At 73.4% G+C, this 18,391-nt stretch carries 11 protein-coding genes and 3 pseudogenes; 10 read left to right on the top strand and 4 right to left on the bottom strand.

Annotated features, from left to right (window positions below; translation table 11 throughout):
* The 3 genes from VR45_RS05465 to VR45_RS05455 all read right to left on the bottom strand — a co-directional run.
* A partial coding sequence (locus VR45_RS05465) for a TerD family protein (RefSeq protein ID WP_045938526.1) occupies positions 1-315 on the bottom strand: 315 nt, incomplete at its 3' end.
* 207 nt (positions 316-522) lie between these two features.
* Positions 523-981, bottom strand: coding sequence for a peroxiredoxin (locus VR45_RS05460; protein ID WP_045938525.1), 459 nt, complete (start codon positions 979-981; stop codon positions 523-525).
* Positions 982-1,239: 258 nt separating this feature from the next.
* Complete coding sequence (locus VR45_RS05455) at positions 1,240-1,677, bottom strand: DUF3052 domain-containing protein (protein WP_030395852.1); 438 nt, start codon at positions 1,675-1,677, stop codon at positions 1,240-1,242.
* Between the two features lie 516 nt (positions 1,678-2,193).
* Between VR45_RS05455 and aceE the strand changes: the two genes are divergently transcribed.
* The gene (aceE, locus tag VR45_RS05450; protein WP_045938524.1) at positions 2,194-4,944 is read left to right on the top strand and encodes a pyruvate dehydrogenase (acetyl-transferring), homodimeric type; all 2,751 of its coding nucleotides are present in this window, start codon (positions 2,194-2,196) and stop codon (positions 4,942-4,944) included.
* Positions 4,945-5,096: 152 nt separating this feature from the next.
* Positions 5,097-5,864, top strand: coding sequence for a hypothetical protein (locus VR45_RS05445; RefSeq protein ID WP_159394117.1), 768 nt, complete (start codon positions 5,097-5,099; stop codon positions 5,862-5,864).
* Positions 5,865-5,980: 116 nt separating this feature from the next.
* Here VR45_RS05445 and VR45_RS05440 read toward each other — a convergent pair.
* A pseudogene (locus VR45_RS05440) lies at positions 5,981-7,475 on the bottom strand (MFS transporter).
* Positions 7,476-7,810: 335 nt separating this feature from the next.
* Between VR45_RS05440 and VR45_RS05435 the strand changes: the two are divergent.
* The 8 genes and pseudogenes from VR45_RS05435 to VR45_RS05400 form a co-directional block, all read left to right on the top strand.
* A complete protein-coding gene (locus VR45_RS05435; RefSeq protein WP_045938522.1) occupies positions 7,811-8,476 on the top strand; it encodes a TetR family transcriptional regulator in 666 nt (221 codons plus the stop codon).
* Between the two features lie 93 nt (positions 8,477-8,569).
* Positions 8,570-9,934 (top strand): sensor histidine kinase, encoded by a 1,365-nt coding sequence (locus VR45_RS05430; RefSeq protein WP_045938521.1) that lies wholly within the window; start codon positions 8,570-8,572, stop codon positions 9,932-9,934.
* A gap of 24 nt (positions 9,935-9,958) precedes the next feature.
* A complete protein-coding gene (locus tag VR45_RS05425) occupies positions 9,959-10,633 on the top strand; it encodes a response regulator transcription factor (protein WP_030395846.1) in 675 nt (224 codons plus the stop codon).
* Between the two features lie 158 nt (positions 10,634-10,791).
* Positions 10,792-11,950, top strand: a pseudogene (locus VR45_RS05420) (alpha/beta hydrolase).
* A 118-nt stretch (positions 11,951-12,068) separates the two neighbouring features.
* Positions 12,069-13,319: an acyltransferase gene (locus VR45_RS05415; protein WP_045938520.1), complete on the top strand. Its 1,251-nt coding sequence runs from the start codon at positions 12,069-12,071 to the stop codon at positions 13,317-13,319.
* 242 nt (positions 13,320-13,561) lie between these two features.
* A complete protein-coding gene (locus tag VR45_RS05410) occupies positions 13,562-15,478 on the top strand; it encodes a galactose oxidase early set domain-containing protein (protein WP_234325844.1) in 1,917 nt (638 codons plus the stop codon).
* A 26-nt stretch (positions 15,479-15,504) separates the two neighbouring features.
* Entirely contained in the window at positions 15,505-17,850 is a 2,346-nt protein-coding gene (locus VR45_RS48365; protein ID WP_052708855.1) for a Dyp-type peroxidase, read from the top strand.
* 273 nt (positions 17,851-18,123) lie between these two features.
* Positions 18,124-18,391 (top strand): annotated as a pseudogene (locus tag VR45_RS05400) (hypothetical protein); the annotation flags it as partial.

Below are 18,391 nucleotides of genomic sequence, written 5' to 3'. Positions count from 1 at the left end.
GATCTTCTGCACGTCGGCCGGCACGGTCGCCAGGTTGACCTTGATCGCCTCGTCGTCGCCCTCGCCCTCACCGGTGAGGTTGTCACCGGTGTGCTCGACCGAGCCGTCCGGGCTCTTCAGGTTGTTGAAGAAGACGAAGTTGCCGTCCGCGCCGACCTTGCCCTGGTCGTTGCAGAGCAGAGCGCTGGCGTCCAGGTCGAAGTCCGTGCCCGTGGTGGTACGGACGTCCCAGCCGAGGCCGACCAGTACGGCGGTCAGGCCCGGGGCCTCCTTGGTGAGCGAGACATTGCCGCCCTTGCTCAGGCTGACACCCACTTGTCCTCCAAGATTCGGGAGGCACTCCTCGGTGCCCCCGTGGTGCGGTCCGAAACTCCGGCGGCGAACCGCCCCGAGCCTCTGACCAGCCAACGGACCGATCGTAGTGCGGGGTTCCCGTCCGCGCCGGGGAACCGCGTGGACCCGGTGCCCGCGACGCCCCGGAGCACGCCGGGGAACCGCGCGGACCGGGGCGCCCCGGAGGGCTCAGAGCGCGCCGAGGGCCGCCAGGTACTCCTGCTCGTCACGGGCGTCCGGCAGGCCGTTCACGACGCTCCAGCGGACCACGCCGGCCTTGTCGATCACGAAGGTGCCGCGGACGGCGCAGCCCTTCGTCTCGTCGAAGACGCCGTAGGCGCGGGAGACCTCGCCGTGCGGCCAGAAGTCGGAGAGCAGCGGGAAGTCCAGGCCCTCCTGCTCGGCGAAGATCCGCTGGCTGAACGGCGAGTCGTTGGACACGCCCAGCACCTGGACCTCGTCGTTCTGCAGGCGCGGCAGCTCCTTCTGGATCGCGCAGACCTCGCCGGTGCAGACACCGGTGAACGCGAACGGGTAGAAGACCACGACGACGTTCTTCTCGCCCCGGAAGTCGGAGAGCCGGACCGGCTCGCCGTGCTGGTTCTTGAGCTCGAAGTCCGGAGCCTCGGTGCCGATCTCGATGGCCATGCGGTGACCTTTCCCACTCGACGCGACTGGGCCGCGCGGGTGACGCGGCGAGCGCCATCCTCGCATTCGCCGAGCCCGGTTGAGCCGAACGGGTGAGGGCTGCGCCGTCCGGGGCCACCGCTTTCGCCCTGGGCGAACGGTTCGGCCGTCCGGGTCCAGGCACCCTCCGGGGCACCCCCGGACGGCCGTCCGGGGAAACGGACCGGGCCCCGCCGGAGGGAGACTCCGGCGGGGCCCGGTGCGGCCGTCGGGCAGGACTCAGCGCTTGGCCGGCTTGGCCGTCGACTTGGTCGCCAGGCGGGTCGCGGCCCAGTCCTTGGCGATCGCGATCGAGCTGGTCTGGGAGAGGCCCGCGGTCTTCGCGGCATCGGCGATGTCCGAGGCCTCGATGTGGCCGTCACGTCCGGTCTTGGGCGTCAGCAGCCAGATCAGGCCGCCCTCCGCCAGGTATTCCAGGGCGTCGACGAGGGAGTCGGTGAGGTCTCCGTCGTCGTCGCGGTGCCACAGCAGGACGGCGTCTGCGACGTCGTCGTAGTCCTCGTCGACAAGATCCGTCCCGGTGATCTCCTCGATGCCCTCGCGGAGGTCCTGGTCACTGTCTTCGTCGTACCCCAGCTCCTGGATGATCTGGCCCTCGTCGAAGCCGAGACGGGCTGCCGGGTTGGACTTGTCCGCGGGGTCCGCGGTCGCGCTCACGGGAATAACCTCCAGTATTCGGCCCGGCGTCCATGCCGAGGCTGTGGCCGTAGTCCACACGGGCGCGGCGGTTCGCGCAAGTACCCGACCCCCGATCCCCTCCAAAGGTTGACGTGTCGCACGGGAACACGCCGGGCGACGTGTCGGGAATCACACCGATTTGCCCTTCTCTGCACAAGACAAGGATGCTTCGGGAGGTCCCGGTCCACAGGCCGTACGCACGCCCGAGATGCGAACAGCATTCGGGTCCGCGCGTACGCGGGCGTAGAGTCTCCTGTTGGCCCTCACCCCGGCCGTCCGCCATCGGACGGGCGGGAAACCAGGTCGGACCACCTCTGTTCGTAACACCCGGGGGTGTGCGGCACGGACGACGCTGTCCGAACCGCACATCGCCAGACCGTTCCTTCTGTTGGGCGGAACGGTTACCGATCGGTAGAGATGACGGATCTCCGAGCGCGGTAGCACGATGGAGGCGGCGCGACACACCTCAGTTTCGACCGACAGTGAAGGAACAGCGTGGCTTCCGGATCCGATCGCAACCCGATCATCATTGGCGGCCTTCCGAGTCAGGTCCCGGACTTCGATCCCGAGGAGACCGCGGAATGGCTGGAGTCGCTCGATGCGGCAATCGACGAGCGGGGGCGTGAGCGTGCCCGTTACCTGATGCTGCGGCTGATCGAGCGCGCCCGCGAGAAGCGTGTCGCCGTGCCCGAGATGCGCAGCACGGACTACGTCAACACCATCGCCACCAAGGACGAGCCGTTCTTCCCCGGTAACGAGGAGATCGAGCGCAAGATCCTGAACGCGACCCGCTGGAACGCCGCGGTGATGGTCTCCCGGGCGCAGCGCCCGGGTATCGGGGTTGGTGGGCACATCGCCACCTTCGCCTCCTCCGCGTCGCTCTACGACGTCGGCTTCAACTACTTCTTCCGGGGCAAGGACGCCGAGGGCGAGTCCGGCGACCAGATCTTCTTCCAGGGGCACGCCTCCCCCGGCATCTACGCCCGTGCCTTCCTGCTGGACCGGCTCACCGAGCAGCAGCTCGACGCCTTCCGCCAGGAGAAGTCGAAGGCCCCCTACGGCCTCTCCAGCTACCCGCACCCGCGGCTGATGCCGGACTTCTGGGAGTTCCCGACCGTCTCGATGGGCCTCGGCCCGCTCGGCGCGATCTACCAGGCCCGGATGAACCGCTACCTGGAGCACCGCGGCATCAAGGACACCTCCGACTCGCACGTCTACGCCTTCCTGGGCGACGGCGAGATGGACGAGCCCGAGTCGCTCGGCCAGCTGTCCCTGGCCGCCCGCGAGGGCCTGGACAACCTCACCTTCGTGGTCAACTGCAACCTGCAGCGCCTCGACGGCCCGGTCCGCGGCAACGGCAAGATCATCCAGGAGCTGGAGTCGCAGTTCCGCGGCGCCGGCTGGAACGTCATCAAGCTGGTCTGGGACCGCAGCTGGGACCCGCTGCTCGCCCAGGACCGCGACGGCGTCCTGGTGAACAAGCTGAACACCACGGTGGACGGCCAGTTCCAGACCTACGCCACCGAGTCCGGCGCGTACATCCGGGACAACTTCTTCGGCGGCGACCTGCGGCTGCGCAAGATGGTCGAGAACATGACCGACCAGCAGATCCAGCACCTGGGCCGCGGCGGCCACGACCACGCCAAGGTCTACGCGGCGTACAAGGCGGCCCGCGAGCACAAGGGCCAGCCGACGGTCATCCTCGCCCAGACGGTCAAGGGCTGGACGCTCGGCCCCAACTTCGAGGGCCGCAACGCGACCCACCAGATGAAGAAGCTGACGGTCGAGGACCTCAAGCGCTTCCGTGACCGGCTGCACCTGCCGATCACCGACAAGCAGCTGGACGAGGGCTACCCGCCCTACTACCACCCGGGCAAGGACTCGGAGGAGATCCAGTACATGCACGACCGCCGCAAGGAGCTGGGCGGCTACGTGCCGACCCGCAAGGTGCGGCCGCGGCAGCTGGAGCTCCCGGGCGACGACGCCTACAAGGCGGTCAAGAAGGGCTCCGGCAACCAGACCATCGCCACCACCATGGCGTTCGTCCGGGTGCTCAAGGACCTCATGCGGGACAAGGGCATCGGCAACCGCTTCGTGCCGATCGCGCCCGACGAGTACCGCACCTTCGGCATGGACTCGCTGTTCCCGTCGGCGAAGATCTACAACCCGCTGGGCCAGACCTACGAGTCGGTCGACCGCGACCTGCTGCTGGCCTACAAGGAGTCGCCGACCGGCCAGATGCTGCACGACGGCATCTCCGAGGCGGGCTGTACCGCCTCGCTGATCGCCGCCGGCTCGTCCTACGCCACCCACGGCGAGCCGCTGATCCCGGTCTACGTCTTCTACTCGATGTTCGGGTTCCAGCGCACCGGTGACCAGTTCTGGCAGATGGCCGACCAGCTGGCCCGCGGCTTCGTGATCGGCGCCACCGCCGGCCGCACCACGCTGACCGGTGAGGGCCTGCAGCACGCCGACGGCCACTCGCACCTGCTGGCCTCGACCAACCCCGGCGTCGTCGCGTACGACCCGGCGTACGGCTTCGAGATCGCGCACATCGTGCAGGACGGCCTGCGCCGGATGTACGGCTCCAGCGCCGAGCACCCGCACGGCGAGGACGTGTTCTACTACATGACCGTCTACAACGAGCCGATCAAGATGCCGGCCGAGCCGGAGAACGTGGACGTCGAGGGCATCCTCAAGGGTCTGCACCGGTACGCCCCCGGCACCGCCGGCCAGATCCCGGCCCAGATCCTCGCCTCCGGCGTGGCCGTGCCGTGGGCCCTGGAGGCCCAGCGGATCCTGGCCGAGGAGTGGAACGTCAAGGCCGACGTCTGGTCCGCGACCTCCTGGAACGAGCTGCGCCGCGACGCGGTGGAGGCCGAGGAGTTCAACCTGCTGCACCCCGAGGAGCAGCAGCGCGTCCCGTACGTGACCAGCAAGCTCCAGGGCGCCGAGGGTCCGTTCGTCGCCGTGTCCGACTGGATGCGCGCGGTGCCGGACCAGATCTCCCGCTGGGTGCCGGGCCAGTACCAGTCGCTGGGTGCCGACGGCTTCGGCTTCGCCGACACCCGCGGTGCGGCCCGTCGCTTCTTCCACATCGACGCGCAGTCGGTCGTGCTGAGCGTGCTCACCGAGCTCGCCAAGCAGGGCAAGATCGACCGCAGCGCGCTGAAGGACGCGATCGACCGCTACCAGCTGCTCGACGTGGCGGCGGCCGACCCGGGCGCCGCGGGCGGCGAGGCCTGAGCGCCCCGCTGATCCCCTGAGGGCCGGTCCCCCCGCCGTGTGCGGGGGGACCGGCCCTTCGCCGTTCCCCGGAGCGCTCCGGCTGCCTCTTAACCTTCCCGAGAGTCACCCTTAAGGTGTCCCGAGGGGGCGTGGGGAGGGGGCCGGGTACCGTGCGCACACCGAGGACGGGGGCCTTTCCCCTGGCGGTGCTGGTCGGGGTGACGACCGGCGCCCTGCTGTCCCAGCTGCTGCCCGCTCCGGAGGAGATCGGCGGGCCGTCGGTAGCCCTGCCGGCCCCCTCGGACCGGGCCGTGGTCGAACTGGTGCCGGTGCCGGTGCCGACGGCGCCGCGAACCGTGCCCGGACCGGCCGAGTCCGCCGGGCCCGAAGGACCAGCGGGTCCCGAGGCGCCCGGACCGTCCGCGCCGCCGCCCGCCCCGAACACCCCGGACGGGCCCGCCGAACCGGCCGCGTCCTCCCCCACCGCTCCCGGCCTCCCCGTGGCTCCCGGCGCCCCGGCCCGGCCGCCGGCCCTCGGGCTGGTCGCCGCCGAGGTCCCGGCGGGCAGCCCCGGCCCGCCCGCGTCGGCCCCGCCGTCGGCACCGGCCCCGGACCGGTCCGGGTCGACACCTCCGCCCACCGCGCCGCAGCCCGCGCCGTCCACCGGGCCGACCGCACCGGCGGTCCCGCCGACCGCCGGGACCGGCGGAACCGGCGACGCCGGGGCCGCGACCACGGCCCCCGGCCCGACCCGGACCCCGACCGCCCCGCCGGCCGGTGGCAGTGGCGGGAGCGGCGGCGGCCACTTCGGCCCCAGCCAGGTGCTGCCCGCACCGAGCCCGTCCGCCACCCTCTCCGAGGAGGAGTACTGGCAGCGGGCCGAGGCCTGCTGGGCCGCCGCCGAGACCGACCCCTCGCTGGACTGCCCCACCTCCTGACGCCGCGCCGCCGCGACCCCTCCGCGCCGCCGCGACCCCTCCGGGCCGCGGAAGCACACCGGCCCCGGACCGCGGGAACGGTCCGGGGCCGGGGCCCGGCGGGGGCAGGGGGCTGCTCAGATGTGGACGGCGGGACCGGCCTCGGTGGTGCCGCGGCGGGTCAGCAGTCCGAGCACGGCGGCGGCGAAGGCGACCACCGAGGCGACCGCGAAGGCCAGCGACATCCCGCTGACGAAGGAGTCGTGGACGGCGCCGGCCATCGCGTCGACCACCTGCTGCGGGGTACCGGCCGGGGCGGGCGGGGCGATGCCGAGCTGGGCGGCCTGGTTGAGGCCCTCGGCCTGGCCCGGCTCGACCGGGGGCAGGCCCGCGTCGGCCCAGTTGCCGGGCAGCACGTCGGTGACCTTGGCGGCCATCAGCGCGCCCAGCACGGCGGTGCCGAGACTGCCGCCGACCTGCATCGCCGACTGCTGGAGGCCGCCGGCGACACCGGACAGCTCCATCGGCGCGTTGCCGACGATGACCTCGGTGGCGCCGACCATGACCGGGCTGATGCCCAGGCCCATCAGCACGAACCAGAGCGCCATCACGCCGTTGCCCGAGCCGGAGTCCAGGGTGGACATGCCGAACATCGCGACGGTGGTGATCAGCATGCCGGCCACGATCGGGACGCGCGGGCCCAGCTTGCCGATCGCGATGCCGGCCACCGGCGAGCCGATGATCATCATTCCGGTCATCGGCAGCAGGTGGACGCCCGCCTGGACCGGCGTCATACCGTGCACGTTCTGCAGGTAGAAGGTCACGAAGAAGATCGCGCCGAAGAACGAGAAGGCCATCAGGACCATCAGCAGGACGCCCGCCGACAGCGGCACCGAGCGGAACAGGCCGAGCGGGATCAGCGGCTCGCGGGCCTTGCCCTGCCAGAGCGCGAAGAGCACCATCAGCACCACCGCGCCGCCCAGGAACAGCACCGTCCTGGTGTCGCCCCAGCCCCACTCGGGGGCCTTGATGATGCCGAAGACCAGCGCGAACATCGCCACCGAGAGCAGCACGATGCCCGGGACGTCGAAGGACCTGGCGGCATTCTCGGCCCGCACGTCCTTGAGGATCCACAGGCCGAGGCCCAGCGCCAGCAGGCCGACCGGGATGTTGATGAAGAACACCGACTCCCAGCTGACGTGCTCGACCAGCAGGCCGCCGACGATCGGGCCGGCCGCGGTCGGCCGCGGTGGAGGCGCCGATCACCCCGCCCCAGATGCCGATCGCCATGTTGAGCTTCTCGGCCGGGAAGGCCCCGCGCAGCAGGCCGAGCGCGGCCGGCTGGAGCAGCGCGCCGAACAGGCCCTGGAGCACGCGGCAGGCGATCACGGTCTGGATGTTGCCGGCGAAGCCGATCGCGGCCGAGGTGGCGGCGAAGCCGACCGCGCCGACCAGGAAGGTGCTCTTGTGGCCGAACCGGTCGCCGATCTTGCCGGCCGTGATCAGGAAGACCGCGAGGGCCAGCAGGTAGCCGCTGGTCACCCACTGGATCTCGGAGGGCGCGGCGTTGAGGTCGGCCTGGATCACCGGGTTGGCGATGGCGACGATCGTGCCGTCCAGGGCGACCATCATCACGCCGACGGCGACGGTGAGCAGGGTCAGCCAGGGGTGTCCCTGGAGGCTCCTCCCACCCGGCGAAGTGCCGGACGGCGGTGTGTCCGCCGTGGCGCTCTTGGTGAGGGACTGACTCATCTGGGGCCCTCCGGGGCTGACTGCGCACGGACATGGTCGTGGCGCCCCGGCCCACCCGTCCCCACGAGTACCCGGCCCGACGGGCGCCACTCCGGCAGATTATGTCAGCAGCTGACATTCGGCAAACACTGCCTTCTGCCACCGCCTGCCATTTGTCAGAGGGCTACAGTAGCCTCCGGAACACCAGCCCGATCACCCTCCGGAAGGCGCCCGCCATGGCCGCTCAGTCCGCTCCTCCCGCCGCCGCCCCGGAGCCCGGGCTGCGCGCGCGGAAGAAGCAGCGCACCCGGGACGCCCTCATCGAGGCCGCGCACCGGCTCTTCCTCGGGCAGGGGTTCGCCAGCACCACGGTCGACGAGATCGCCTCCGCGGTCGACGTCTCGCAGCGCACCTTCTTCCGCTACTTCGCCAACAAGGACGAGGTCGCCCTCGCCGTCCTCGCCGAGGCCGAGGACCACTTCATCGAGCTGCTGCGGGCCCGCCCCGCCGAGGAGGGCCCGCTGCGGGCGCTGCGGGCCGCGATCGTCGGCTCCTGGCGCGAGCGCGGCTCCGCCCACCCCACCGGACCGTGCTCGGTGAACGCCGCGCTGGAGCTCATCCGGATGATCGAGGACACCCCCACCCTGCTCGCCGCCCACCTGCGCCGGGTCGCCGAGCAGGAGCGCGTGGTGATCCGGGTGCTCGCCGAGCGCGAGGGCCTCGACCCGGCCGAGGACCTGCGGCCCGCCGTCCTCGCGGCCGCGTTCGGCGCCGTGCTGCGCGCCGCCCACCTGTCCTGGACCTCCGACCAGGAGGACGTCGGACCGGAGGGCATGATCGCGCTGATCGACCGCCATCTGGACCAGCTCGGCCCGGCCCTGGTCGGCGACTGGCGCTCCTGAGCCACCGGCCCGCCCACCCCCTACCGGGGTACTACGGGGGACCCGGCACCCCGGGGGGACGCCCGCCGACCCCGCCCGCCCTAGGCTGACCGGATGATCAAGCCGTTCGCCGGGCCCGCCCCGGCCGGTCCGGTGCGCGCGCTGCTCGCCCCGCTGACCCGCCCCTCCGCGGACCACGCCCCGCTGCTGGGCCAGTCCCCGCGCCGCTGGGTCCGCCGCCTCCCGCACCTCGCCGCCGTGGCCGCGATCGCCTCGCTGCTGCCCACCGGGATCAACGTGCTCAGCAGCGACTACGGGATCTCCGTCGGCCTGGCCGCCGCCCTCTCGGTGGCCCAGACGGTGCCGCTGCTGCTCGCCCCGACCCGGCCGCTGCCCGCCTGGTGGATGATCGGCGGCGCCGGCCTGCTGACCGCGCTGGCGGTCCTCTTCGTCGGCACCGGCCCCACCGGCCCCTGGCCGTGGCCGCCGCCGGTGCTGGTCGGCTACCTCCTCCTGATGCTGCCGCTGGCCCTGCGCGAGCCCCGGCGGACCCTGGTCGCGGTCTGGCTGACGACCGCGGCGGCCGGCCTGGCGATGTCCCTGCTGGGCTTCACCGACCGGTTCGGCGGGGACGACAACCTGCTCGCCACCGCCCTGACCGGCGCCGTCCTGGTGCTCGGCGGGGCGCTGCGCGAGCGCGCCGAGGCCGCCCGGCGGCTCGCGGAGCAGGAGCACATCAGCGAGGCCGAGCGCGAGCGGCGCACCCTGCTGGAGGAGCGCGCCCGGATCGCCCGCGAGCTGCACGACGTGGTCGCCCACCACATGTCGGTGATCGCCGTGCAGGCGGCCAGCGCGCCGTACCGGATCGCCGGGGTCCCGGACGAGGCGGCGGAGGAGTTCACCGCGATCGCCGGGACGGCCCGGGAGTCGCTGACCGAGATGCGGCGGCTGCTCGGCGTGCTGCGCAGCGAGGACTCCGGCGCCGAGACGGCGCCCCAACCGGGGATCGGCCAGCTGGCCCAGCTCGTCGACACGGTGCGCCGGGCCGGGGTGGCGGCCGAACTCGCCCTCGACCCGGAGCTGACGGACGACGCGCTGCCCCCGGCCGTCGGCCTCTCCGTCCACCGGATCGTCCAGGAGGCGCTGGCCAATGTGGTCCGGCACGCCCCGGGCGCCAGGGCCTGGGTCTCGCTGACCGCCACCGGGGAGTCCCTGCTGGTCACCGTGGTCAACGCGGCCCCGCCCGAGCGCACCGGGTCACTGGAGGGCTCGGCCGAGGGCACCGGCCACGGGCTGGTCGGCATGCGGGAACGGGTCCGGCTGCTGGGCGGGCGGCTGGACACCGGCCCGCTGGCGGACGGCGGCTTCCGGGTGGCCGCCGTCCTGCCCGTCACCGGTCTGACGGATACTCGGTCGCAGGACAGCCGGCCGAGCGGCACCGCGTCCCCCGATCCGGACGGGACGCCGGCCGAACCGTAGAACGCCCCCGGGGGAGAGCACCGTATGACCATCCGCGTGATCATCGTCGACGACCAGGCGATGGTACGGGCCGGATTCGCCGCCCTGCTGGGCGCGCAGAGCGACATCGACGTGGTGGGGGACGCGGCGGACGGCGCGCAGGCCCTGGAGGTGACCGGCCGCACCCACCCGGACGTCGTGCTGATGGACGTCCGGATGCCGGTCATGGACGGCCTGGAGGCCGCCCGGCGGCTGCTCGACCCGGCCGTGCCCGGCGCCCACCGCCCCAAGGTGCTGATGCTCACCACCTTCGACGTCGACGACTACGTCTACGAGGCGCTGCGGGCCGGCGCCAGCGGCTTCCTGCTCAAGGACGCGCCGCCGGCCGACCTCATCGCCGCCGTCCGGGTGGTGGCGGCCGGCGAGGCGCTGCTCGCGCCCTCGGTGACCCGCCGGCTGATCGAGGACTTCGCCCGCACCCGGCCGGCCCGGCGCCGGGACCCGAAGCTGCGGCTCAACGGCCTGACGCCGCGTGAGACCGAGGTGCTGGAGCTGATCGCCCGCGGCCTGTCCAACCAGGAGATCGCCGCCGGGCTGGTCCTCGCCGAGCAGACCGTGAAGACCCACATCGGCCGGATCCTGGCCAAGCTGGACCTGCGCGACCGTGCCCAGGCGGTGGTGCTCGCCTACGAGTCCGGCCTGGTGACGCCCGGGCAATGACGCCCGCCTCCGGCCCCCGGTGGGGTTCTCCCCCGGGGGAGAACCTCCTGATACCCGGGTAGCACCCGGGAGTTGGCCCCGCGGTGTGACGTCCGCGGGGCCACCTCGTTCCTACCGTCCCCTCCTGTCGAAGCCGAACGGCCCGGGAGGGAACGGACATGGGGAAGCAGCGAATCCGACGCACGGCGGTCGCCGCCGCGCTGGCACTGGTCGCAGCGCTGGGCGTGGGCGGCTGGGCCGCCGGCGGCGAGCGGGCGGTGACCGGGCCGCCGCCCGGCAGCGCCGAGTGGGTCGCCGACACCACCCTCGGCCTGCCGCTGCCCGACCCGGCCACCGCCCGGCCCGCCGAGGTGGCCGCCTTCTTCGCCCGGCTGCCGCCCGCCGCCCGGGAGGCGCTGGCCGTCCGCCACCCGCTGGTGGTCGGCAACCTGGACGGCGCGCCCGTCGAGCTGCGGCTGCGGGCCAACACCCGGGCGATCGCCGCCGAACGCGACCGCGCCGCGGCCCGGGCCGTCGACCCGGCACTCACCCCGCAGGACCACGCCACCGCCCGGGAGCGCGCGGAGCACTACCGCGCCCTGCTCGACGGGGCGGCGCCCGGCGGTCCGCGCCGGTTCCTGGCCTTCGACCCGCGCGGCCGGGGCCTGGTCGCCGAGGTCTTCGGCGAGCTCGCCACCGCCGGACGGGTCGCGGTAGTCGTCCCCGGATCCGACATCGACCTGCGCACCTTCGACCGGGCCGGCGACCCCTACGGCACCCCGGTCGGAATGGCCCGCGCCCTGTACGGGGCGACCGGCGGACGGACCGCGGTGATCGCCTGGGCCGGCTACACCACTCCGCTCGGCCTGGGCCCGGACGCCGCCACCGAGCAACTGGCCCGGGCCGGCGCCGGGAGGCTGACCCGGCTGCTGGACGGACTCGCCGTCAGCACCCGCCCGGACGCCCCGCCCACGGTGTTCTGCCACAGCTACGGCTCGGTGGTCTGCGGGCTGGCCAAGCCGGGCCCGGACCTGGCCTCCGGTGTGGTGGTGCTCGGCTCGCCCGGCCTCGGCGTCGGCTCGACCGCCGAACTCGACCCGCGCGTCCCGCTCTGGGCCACCGCCCGCAACGACTCCGACTGGATCGGCAGGGTGCCGTTCGTCCGGCTGTTCGGCCTCGGCCACGGCGCCGACCGGCCTCGGCCACGGCGCCGACCCGACCGACCCGGCCTTCGGCGCCCGGCCGCTGCCGTCCACCGGCTCGCACGGCCACAGCGGCTACTTCGCCCCGGGCACGGCCTCGCTGGCCGCCTTCGCCGACCTCGCCCTCGGCCGCTGAGTCCTCGGCCTCTGAGCCCTCGGCCTCTGAGCCCTCAGCTCTGAGCCCTCGGCCGCTGGGCCCCTTCCTTCCGCTCTCCCCGACCGCCGCGCCGCACCCCGCGAACGGAGACCTCGTCATGCCCGGTTCCCTGCCCACTCCCCTGCTGGCCCCCCTGCACCGCGCCGCCCGCCAGGTGGACGCCCGCACCCCCGCGAGCCGCGACCGCGCGCTGGACGGCCTGCGCGCCCTCGCCCTGCTCGCCGTCCCGGTCGGCCACTGGCTGCTCGGCGGCTTCACCCGCTCCGCCGACGGCGCCCTGCACAACGCCAGCCCGCTGTCCTCCCCCGCGCTCGGCTTCTTCGCCCCGGCCAGCTGGGGGCTGCAACTGCTCGGGGTGTTCTTCCTGGTCGGAGGCCACTCCGCGGTCCGCTCGCTGGCCCGGGCCAAGGCCCGCGGCACCGGTCACGCCGGCTGGCTGCGCGGCCGGGCAGTGCGGCTGCTCCGTCCGGTGCTCGGGGTGACCGCCGTCTGGGCGCTGCTGATCCCGCTGCTGCCGCGCCTCGGCGTGCCCGCCGACACCGTCCGGACCGGGTCGACGCTGGTGGTGCAGCCGCTCTGGTACATCGCGGTCTACCTCGGGCTGACCGCGCTCACCCCGCTCTGCGCGGCCGCCGCCCTCCGGCTGGGCGGCTGGTCGGCGGCCCTGCTGATCGCCGCGGTCGCCGTCGTCGACCTGCTGCGGTACGGGCCGTGGGCGGAGTCGGTGCCGTCCTGGGTCGGGCTGCTGAACATCCTGCCGGGCTGGCTGTTCGGCTACCAGCTGGGCGTGCTCTGGGCCGAGGGCCGGCTGGGCCGGCCGACGGCGCGGCTGCTGCTGGCCGGGGGCGCGGCGCTGTTCGCGGCGCTGCTGCTGGTCTTCCACTACCCGGCGTCGATGGTCGGGGTGCCCGGTGCCGCCCGGACCAACTCGCACCCGCCGTCGCTGCTGGTCCTGGCGCTGGCCTCGGTCCAGTGCGGCGCGGCGGTGCTGCTGCGCGACCGGCTCGGCCGGCTGCTGTCCGGCCGTCCGCTGCTCTGGCTGCCGGTGGTGGCGGTCAACCTCTCCGCGATGACGATCTTCTGCTGGCACCAGAGCGCGATGCTCGCCGTCGCGGTGCCGGGCGCGGCCGCCTTCGGCGCGGTGCCCGGGCTGACGATGGCTCCGGACTCGCTCGGCTGGGTGGCGCTGCGACTGGCGCTGCTCCCGCTGTTCGGCGCGGTGCTGATCGGGATCGGGTGGTTCACCCGCCGGTTCGACGGCCCGTGGACGGCGCTCTCCCGGCCGGCCAAGGCGGCGGCCGGCGCGGCGGCGGCGTTCTTCGCCGCGTACGCCCTCGGCGTGGTCTGAGCGGCCGGGCCGGCGGGGGCGCGGCGGAGCGGTACGGCGGGCGCGGACCGGACGGTCCGCGCGCCACCGGCTCACCCGCTTGCTGGTCCGGCCGCCGCCGAACGCAGTGACTCCGCATGCGAACCACCACGGACCGTGATGGCCTGTGACTGTCGGCGATCGAGCACCGCCCTCGCCGGCCCGATCCCCCGTTCCCGCCCGGCCGTCCCGCGCCGGGCGGTCCTGCCCGTCCGAGGAGTTCCATGTCCCTGTCCCCGCCACGGCCCGGCCGACGCATCGCGGCCGTCCTCGCCACCGCCGTGGTCTGCGCGCTGACCGCCGGCCCCGCCGCCGCCCACGGCCCCGGCGGCCACGGCACCACCGACGACCCGACCGCCACCGCCCCGAAGGTCGCCGACCCCCGGGTGCTCGCCGAGCTGCGCGACGACGAGGTCGCCGCACTCGGCCAGGAACACGCCGAGGAGCACGCCCGGTTGCGCGCCGCCGTCCGCGGCATCGGCGACTACCCCCAGACCACCCGCACCAACCGGCTGCACGCGCTGACGGAGTCCCAGACCACCCACAACAAGGGCTTCGCCGCGGAGACCTTCGGGTCGTTCAACCAGTACTTCCCCTCCCCGGACTTCGGCGACCACATCGCCCTGCTGCCCACCGGCAAGGTGCTGCTGTTCTCCTTCGAGCGGATCGAGACCAACCCGGAGAAGGAGCCCGCCCCCACCCAGACCACCGGGAAGGAGAACGCCGGCCGGGCCTTCCTCTGGGACCCGGCCCAGGGGTACGGCAAGAACGCCTTCAAGCAGGTCACCCCGCCGGTGGTCGACATGCCGGACGGCCTGAACCAGCCGCGTCCCGCGCCGTTCTTCTGCGCCGGCCACTCCTTCCTGCCCAACGGCATGCTCGGCGTCTTCGGCGGCAACCTCGGCGGCAACGGCGGCACCGGTGCCAAGCTCTCGCTGATCTTCGACCCGTGGACCGAGACCTGGACCCGCAACCCCGACATGTCCGTCGGCCGCTGGTACCCCTCGGTGGTGACCGGCGCGGACGGCCGGCAGCTGATCATGTCCGGCCAGTCCGAACTCGGCTGGGGCACCCCCACCCCGGTCGTCGAGCGCTTCCCCGCCAAGGGCCACCCGGTGCCCTCGCTCAAGACCGACACCCCGAAGAACACCCCGGTCGACCGGTTCAAGGCCGACGCCCCGTTCACCCTGGACTACCCGCACCTGTTCTCGCTCAACGACGGCAACGTCTACGCCTTCGGCCGCCAGGCCTCCGAGCAGTGGAAGTTCGACCCGGTCGCCGAGTCCCGCTCCGACCTGACCGCCCGCCCGGACGGGCGCAAGCGCAACTACGGCTCGGCCGTACCGCTGCCCGGCGGCGTCAACGGCCCGGACTCCGCCCTGGTCCTCGGCGGCGACCGGGACAACCCGAGCACCCTGCGCTTCTCCAACGGCGCCTGGACCGCCGAGAAGCCCCGCGCCTTCGGCCGCACCCAGGACGACACCCTGCTGCTGCCCAACGGCCGACTGATGACGGTCAACGGCGCGTACGACATCCGCGACTACGGCAACGGCCCGTACAACCCGAACGCCGACCTCAAGTACCGCCAGGTCGAACTCCGCGACGACCAGGGGAACTGGCAGCTCGGACCGGTCCAGCGGCTGCCGCGCGGCTACCACTCCAACGCCGTGGTGCTGCCCGACGGCCGCGTCATGGTCACCGGCGACGAACTCCAGCAGCTCGCCAACAACCCGGACGTCAACGGCACGGTGAGCGGCGTCCCCGGCACCACCGGCCCGGTCACCATGGACGGCACCATCGAGATCTACGAGCCGGCCTACCTCCACCAGGGCAACCGGCCGCTGCTCGACCGGGCCCCGACCGGCCCCATCGGCTACGACAAGAACTTCCAGGTCACCACCGGCACCCCGGGCCAGGCCGCCAAGGCCGTCCTGCTCTCGCCGACCACCTCGACCCACTCGGTGAACACCAGCCAGCGCCACATCGACCTGCGGCTCACCAGCCGGGCCGGCAACCGACTGGAGTTCCAGGCCCCGCCGGACGCCAAGGCCGCGCCGCCCGGCTGGTACATGCTCTTCCTGCTCAACGACCAGGGCGTGCCCTCCGTCGCCAAGTGGGTCCAGCTCGGCCCCACCGCCTGACCCCACCCCGAAAGGACCCCCACCCGATGGCAACGGATCCGAACCTTCGCGAGAGCGACGAGATCCAGGGCGACATCCTGGCCGGCTTCAAGAAGGACAACGTCAGCGTCCTGTTCCTCAAGTTCGAGGACGCCGCCCGGGCCCGCGACTGGCTCCGGCAGCTCACCCCGCAGATCTCCACCACCCGTGAGGTCGCCGCGTTCAACGACGCCTTCAGCCGGGCCCGCAGGACCTCCGGCGGCGACGACCCCAAGACCCTCACCGCGACCTGGCTGGGCATCAGCTTCACCTACGAGGGCCTGCGGATGCTCTCCACCGCCGACCCGTTCCCGCAGGCCCCGCCGGTCGGCAGCGGCCTGGAGGCGTTCAAGGAGGGCTCGGCCAAGCGGGCCGGCGCGCTCGGCGACACCGGCGACAACTCGCCGGAGAGCTGGCTGTTCGGCAACGGGAAGGGCCAGCCGGTGCACGCCGTGCTGAAGCTCTCGGCGGACACCGAGAAGGACCTCCAGGCCGCCGTCGAGGCCCAGCGCATCGCCGCCGCCGAGTGCCGGGTGCTGATCGTCTACCAGCAGAACGCCCAGACCCTGCTGGGCAGTCGCCGGGGCAAGGAGCACTTCGGCTTCAAGGACGGCATCAGCGAGCCCGGCGTCCGGGGCTTCGACCGGCCCGACCCGAACCGGCCGGAGGAGGTAGAGGGCCACCCGGGCACCCGGATCGTCCCGGCCGGCGAGTTCGTCTGCGGCCTGGAGAACGACCCCAACAGCTTCCCCAGGGACCAGTACCCGGACTGGGCCCGCAACGGCTCCTTCCAGGTGGTCCGCCGCCTCGCCCAGGACGTCCCCGGCTGGTGGTCGCAGGTCGCGGTGAAGCTGAAGGAGCTCAGGCTCGCCAAGGCCGTCCCGGACGGGGCGACCACCGAGTGGCTGGCCGCCCGGATGGTCGGCCGCTGGCGCTCCGGCGCCCCGGTCTGCCACTTCCAGGACCGGGACGTCCCCAACAACCCGGCGGCCGCGGCGGACAACGACTTCGACTTCCGGGACGACCTGGAGGGCCTGGTCACCCCGCTCTGGTCGCACCTGCGCAAGACCAGCCCGCGGGCCGGCCTCCAGGCCCCGGACCCCAGCCGCCCGCCGTTCGACGCCAAGGCCCTCGACGGCCGCCGGATCATGCGCCGCGGCACGCCCTACGGGGCGCCGTTCGACCCGGCCTCGGAGGGCCCGGGCGGGCCCGACGACCCGCGCGGCCTGCTGTTCATCTCCTACCAGGCGGACATCCAGCGGCAGTTCGAGTTCATCCAGGCCGACTGGATGGACCAGTCGGACTTCCCGCCCGGCCGCAACCCTGAGCCCGGCAAGGACCCGGTCGTCCTCGCGGCCGACGACGTCGACTTCGAGAGCCGGGAGTCGGACGGCACGGTCAAGCACACCGCGCTGAGCTTCGCCCAGTTCGTCCGGACCACCGGCTCGGTGTACGCCTTCATGCCCTCCCTCAGCACCCTGCGGGCCCTCGCCGACGGGCGGCTCACCGGCTCCGGTCAGAACGGCCAGAACGGCCAGAACGGGCAGAACGACGGGCAGACCCAGACGCAGACCCAGCAGAGCGGGCAGACCACCGCCCCGGGCGGCCCGGCGTACCCGTGCGACGACTTCCTGGCCGTCCCCGACCAGTGGCGGCGCGGCGGCCGGACCCAGTTCTGGGTCGGCCACGGCGACCGCTACCGGAAGATCTCGGTCGCCGACGGCACCGCCCACACCGATCAGGTGGTCAAGGGCGACACCGCGCTGGGCGAGCACTCCTGCTTCCGGGGCATCGACCGGCTCGACTGCCTGCTGCCGATGCCCGACCTGCAGAACCCCGGCGGCAAGAGCTGGTACTGGGCCTTCCACAGCACCGGCGGCCGCCAGCAGTACCGGGCCGTCTCGATCACCTGCGGCAGCGGCCACACCGGCGCCCTGGAACGCCCCGACCGCGACCTCACCGCCTGGAACTCGCTCAACGGCGTCGGCCGGGTGGACTGCTTCCTGCCCGTCCCCGACCAGCAGCGGGTGGGCGGCAAGAGCTGGTACTGGTGCTTCCACACCACCGGCGGCCGCCAGCAGTACCGGCTGATCTCGATCGCCGACGGCGCCGCCCACACCGACGTCCTGGAGCGCACCGACCGGGGGCTGTCCCAGTGGGGCTCGCTGAACGGCGTCGACGCGGTGAACTGCTTCCTGCCCGTCCCGGACTGTCAGCGGACCGGCGGCAGGAGCGAGTACTGGGTCTTCCACGGCGACAGCTACCGCCGGATCTCGGTGGCCGACGGCAGCGGCCACCCGGACCGCCTGGTCAGCGGCTCGCGCTCGTGCTCCGCCTGGAACTCACTGGGCTGACCCGCCCGGGCCGGGCCGGAGCCGCCCCGGCCCGCTCGCACACCTCCGCCCCCGTCGCCCTCCGGCCGCGGGGGCGGAGCGTTCGGCGGCGACCGGTTCCCCCGCGAACGAACGGAACGCCCGGAGGACACCCCGCGTTCATGTGACCCATCCCACAGTTTAAGGCGGGCCCAGCACTCCTCCGGGCCCCTAGGCTTGCGCTGGAAGTTGGCAGTCGTACCACCCTCGGGCCCCGTCCGGGAACGGTGACGGGACTCTCTGGGAGTTGAGGCGATGCGCCGTCGACGGTGGAAGCACGTCCTGATCGGCGCCTTCGCGGGCGCCGCCGTCCTCGCGGACGCCGGTGCGGCGGCCGCCCAGGCCGCCGCCGCCACCGAGCAGTTGGCCATCTCCACCCCGCCGGCCGGCAGCGCCGCCTGGGTCGAGGACCACTCCTACGGCCAGGACCTGCCCGACCCGGCCACCACCGCGCCGGCCGCCGCCGCCGAGTTCTTCGACCGGCTCCCCCCGGCCGAGACCGACCGGCTGGTCGCGGCCTACC

It is taken from the genome of Streptomyces sp. NRRL S-495, from assembly GCF_000966955.1.
Classification (GTDB): domain Bacteria; phylum Actinomycetota; class Actinomycetes; order Streptomycetales; family Streptomycetaceae; genus Kitasatospora; species Kitasatospora purpeofusca.
The sequence above is the reverse complement of the archived record's forward strand: the minus strand, read 5'-3'. Positions and strand labels throughout refer to the sequence as shown.

Bases quoted from the DNA above. Each gene is read 5' to 3' on its own strand.
- VR45_RS05460 (WP_045938525.1), bottom strand. From the start codon at position 981: ATGGCCATCGAGATCGGCACCGAGGCTCCGGACTTCGAGCTCAAGAAC.
- VR45_RS05435 (WP_045938522.1), top strand. From the start codon at position 7,811: ATGGCCGCTCAGTCCGCTCCTCCCGCCGCCGCCCCGGAGCCCGGGCTG.
- VR45_RS05430 (WP_045938521.1), top strand. From the start codon at position 8,570: ATGATCAAGCCGTTCGCCGGGCCCGCCCCGGCCGGTCCGGTGCGCGCG.
- VR45_RS05425 (WP_030395846.1), top strand. From the start codon at position 9,959: ATGACCATCCGCGTGATCATCGTCGACGACCAGGCGATGGTACGGGCC.
- VR45_RS05415 (WP_045938520.1), top strand. From the start codon at position 12,069: ATGCCCGGTTCCCTGCCCACTCCCCTGCTGGCCCCCCTGCACCGCGCC.
- VR45_RS05410 (WP_234325844.1), top strand. From the start codon at position 13,562: ATGTCCCTGTCCCCGCCACGGCCCGGCCGACGCATCGCGGCCGTCCTC.
- VR45_RS48365 (WP_052708855.1), top strand. From the start codon at position 15,505: ATGGCAACGGATCCGAACCTTCGCGAGAGCGACGAGATCCAGGGCGAC.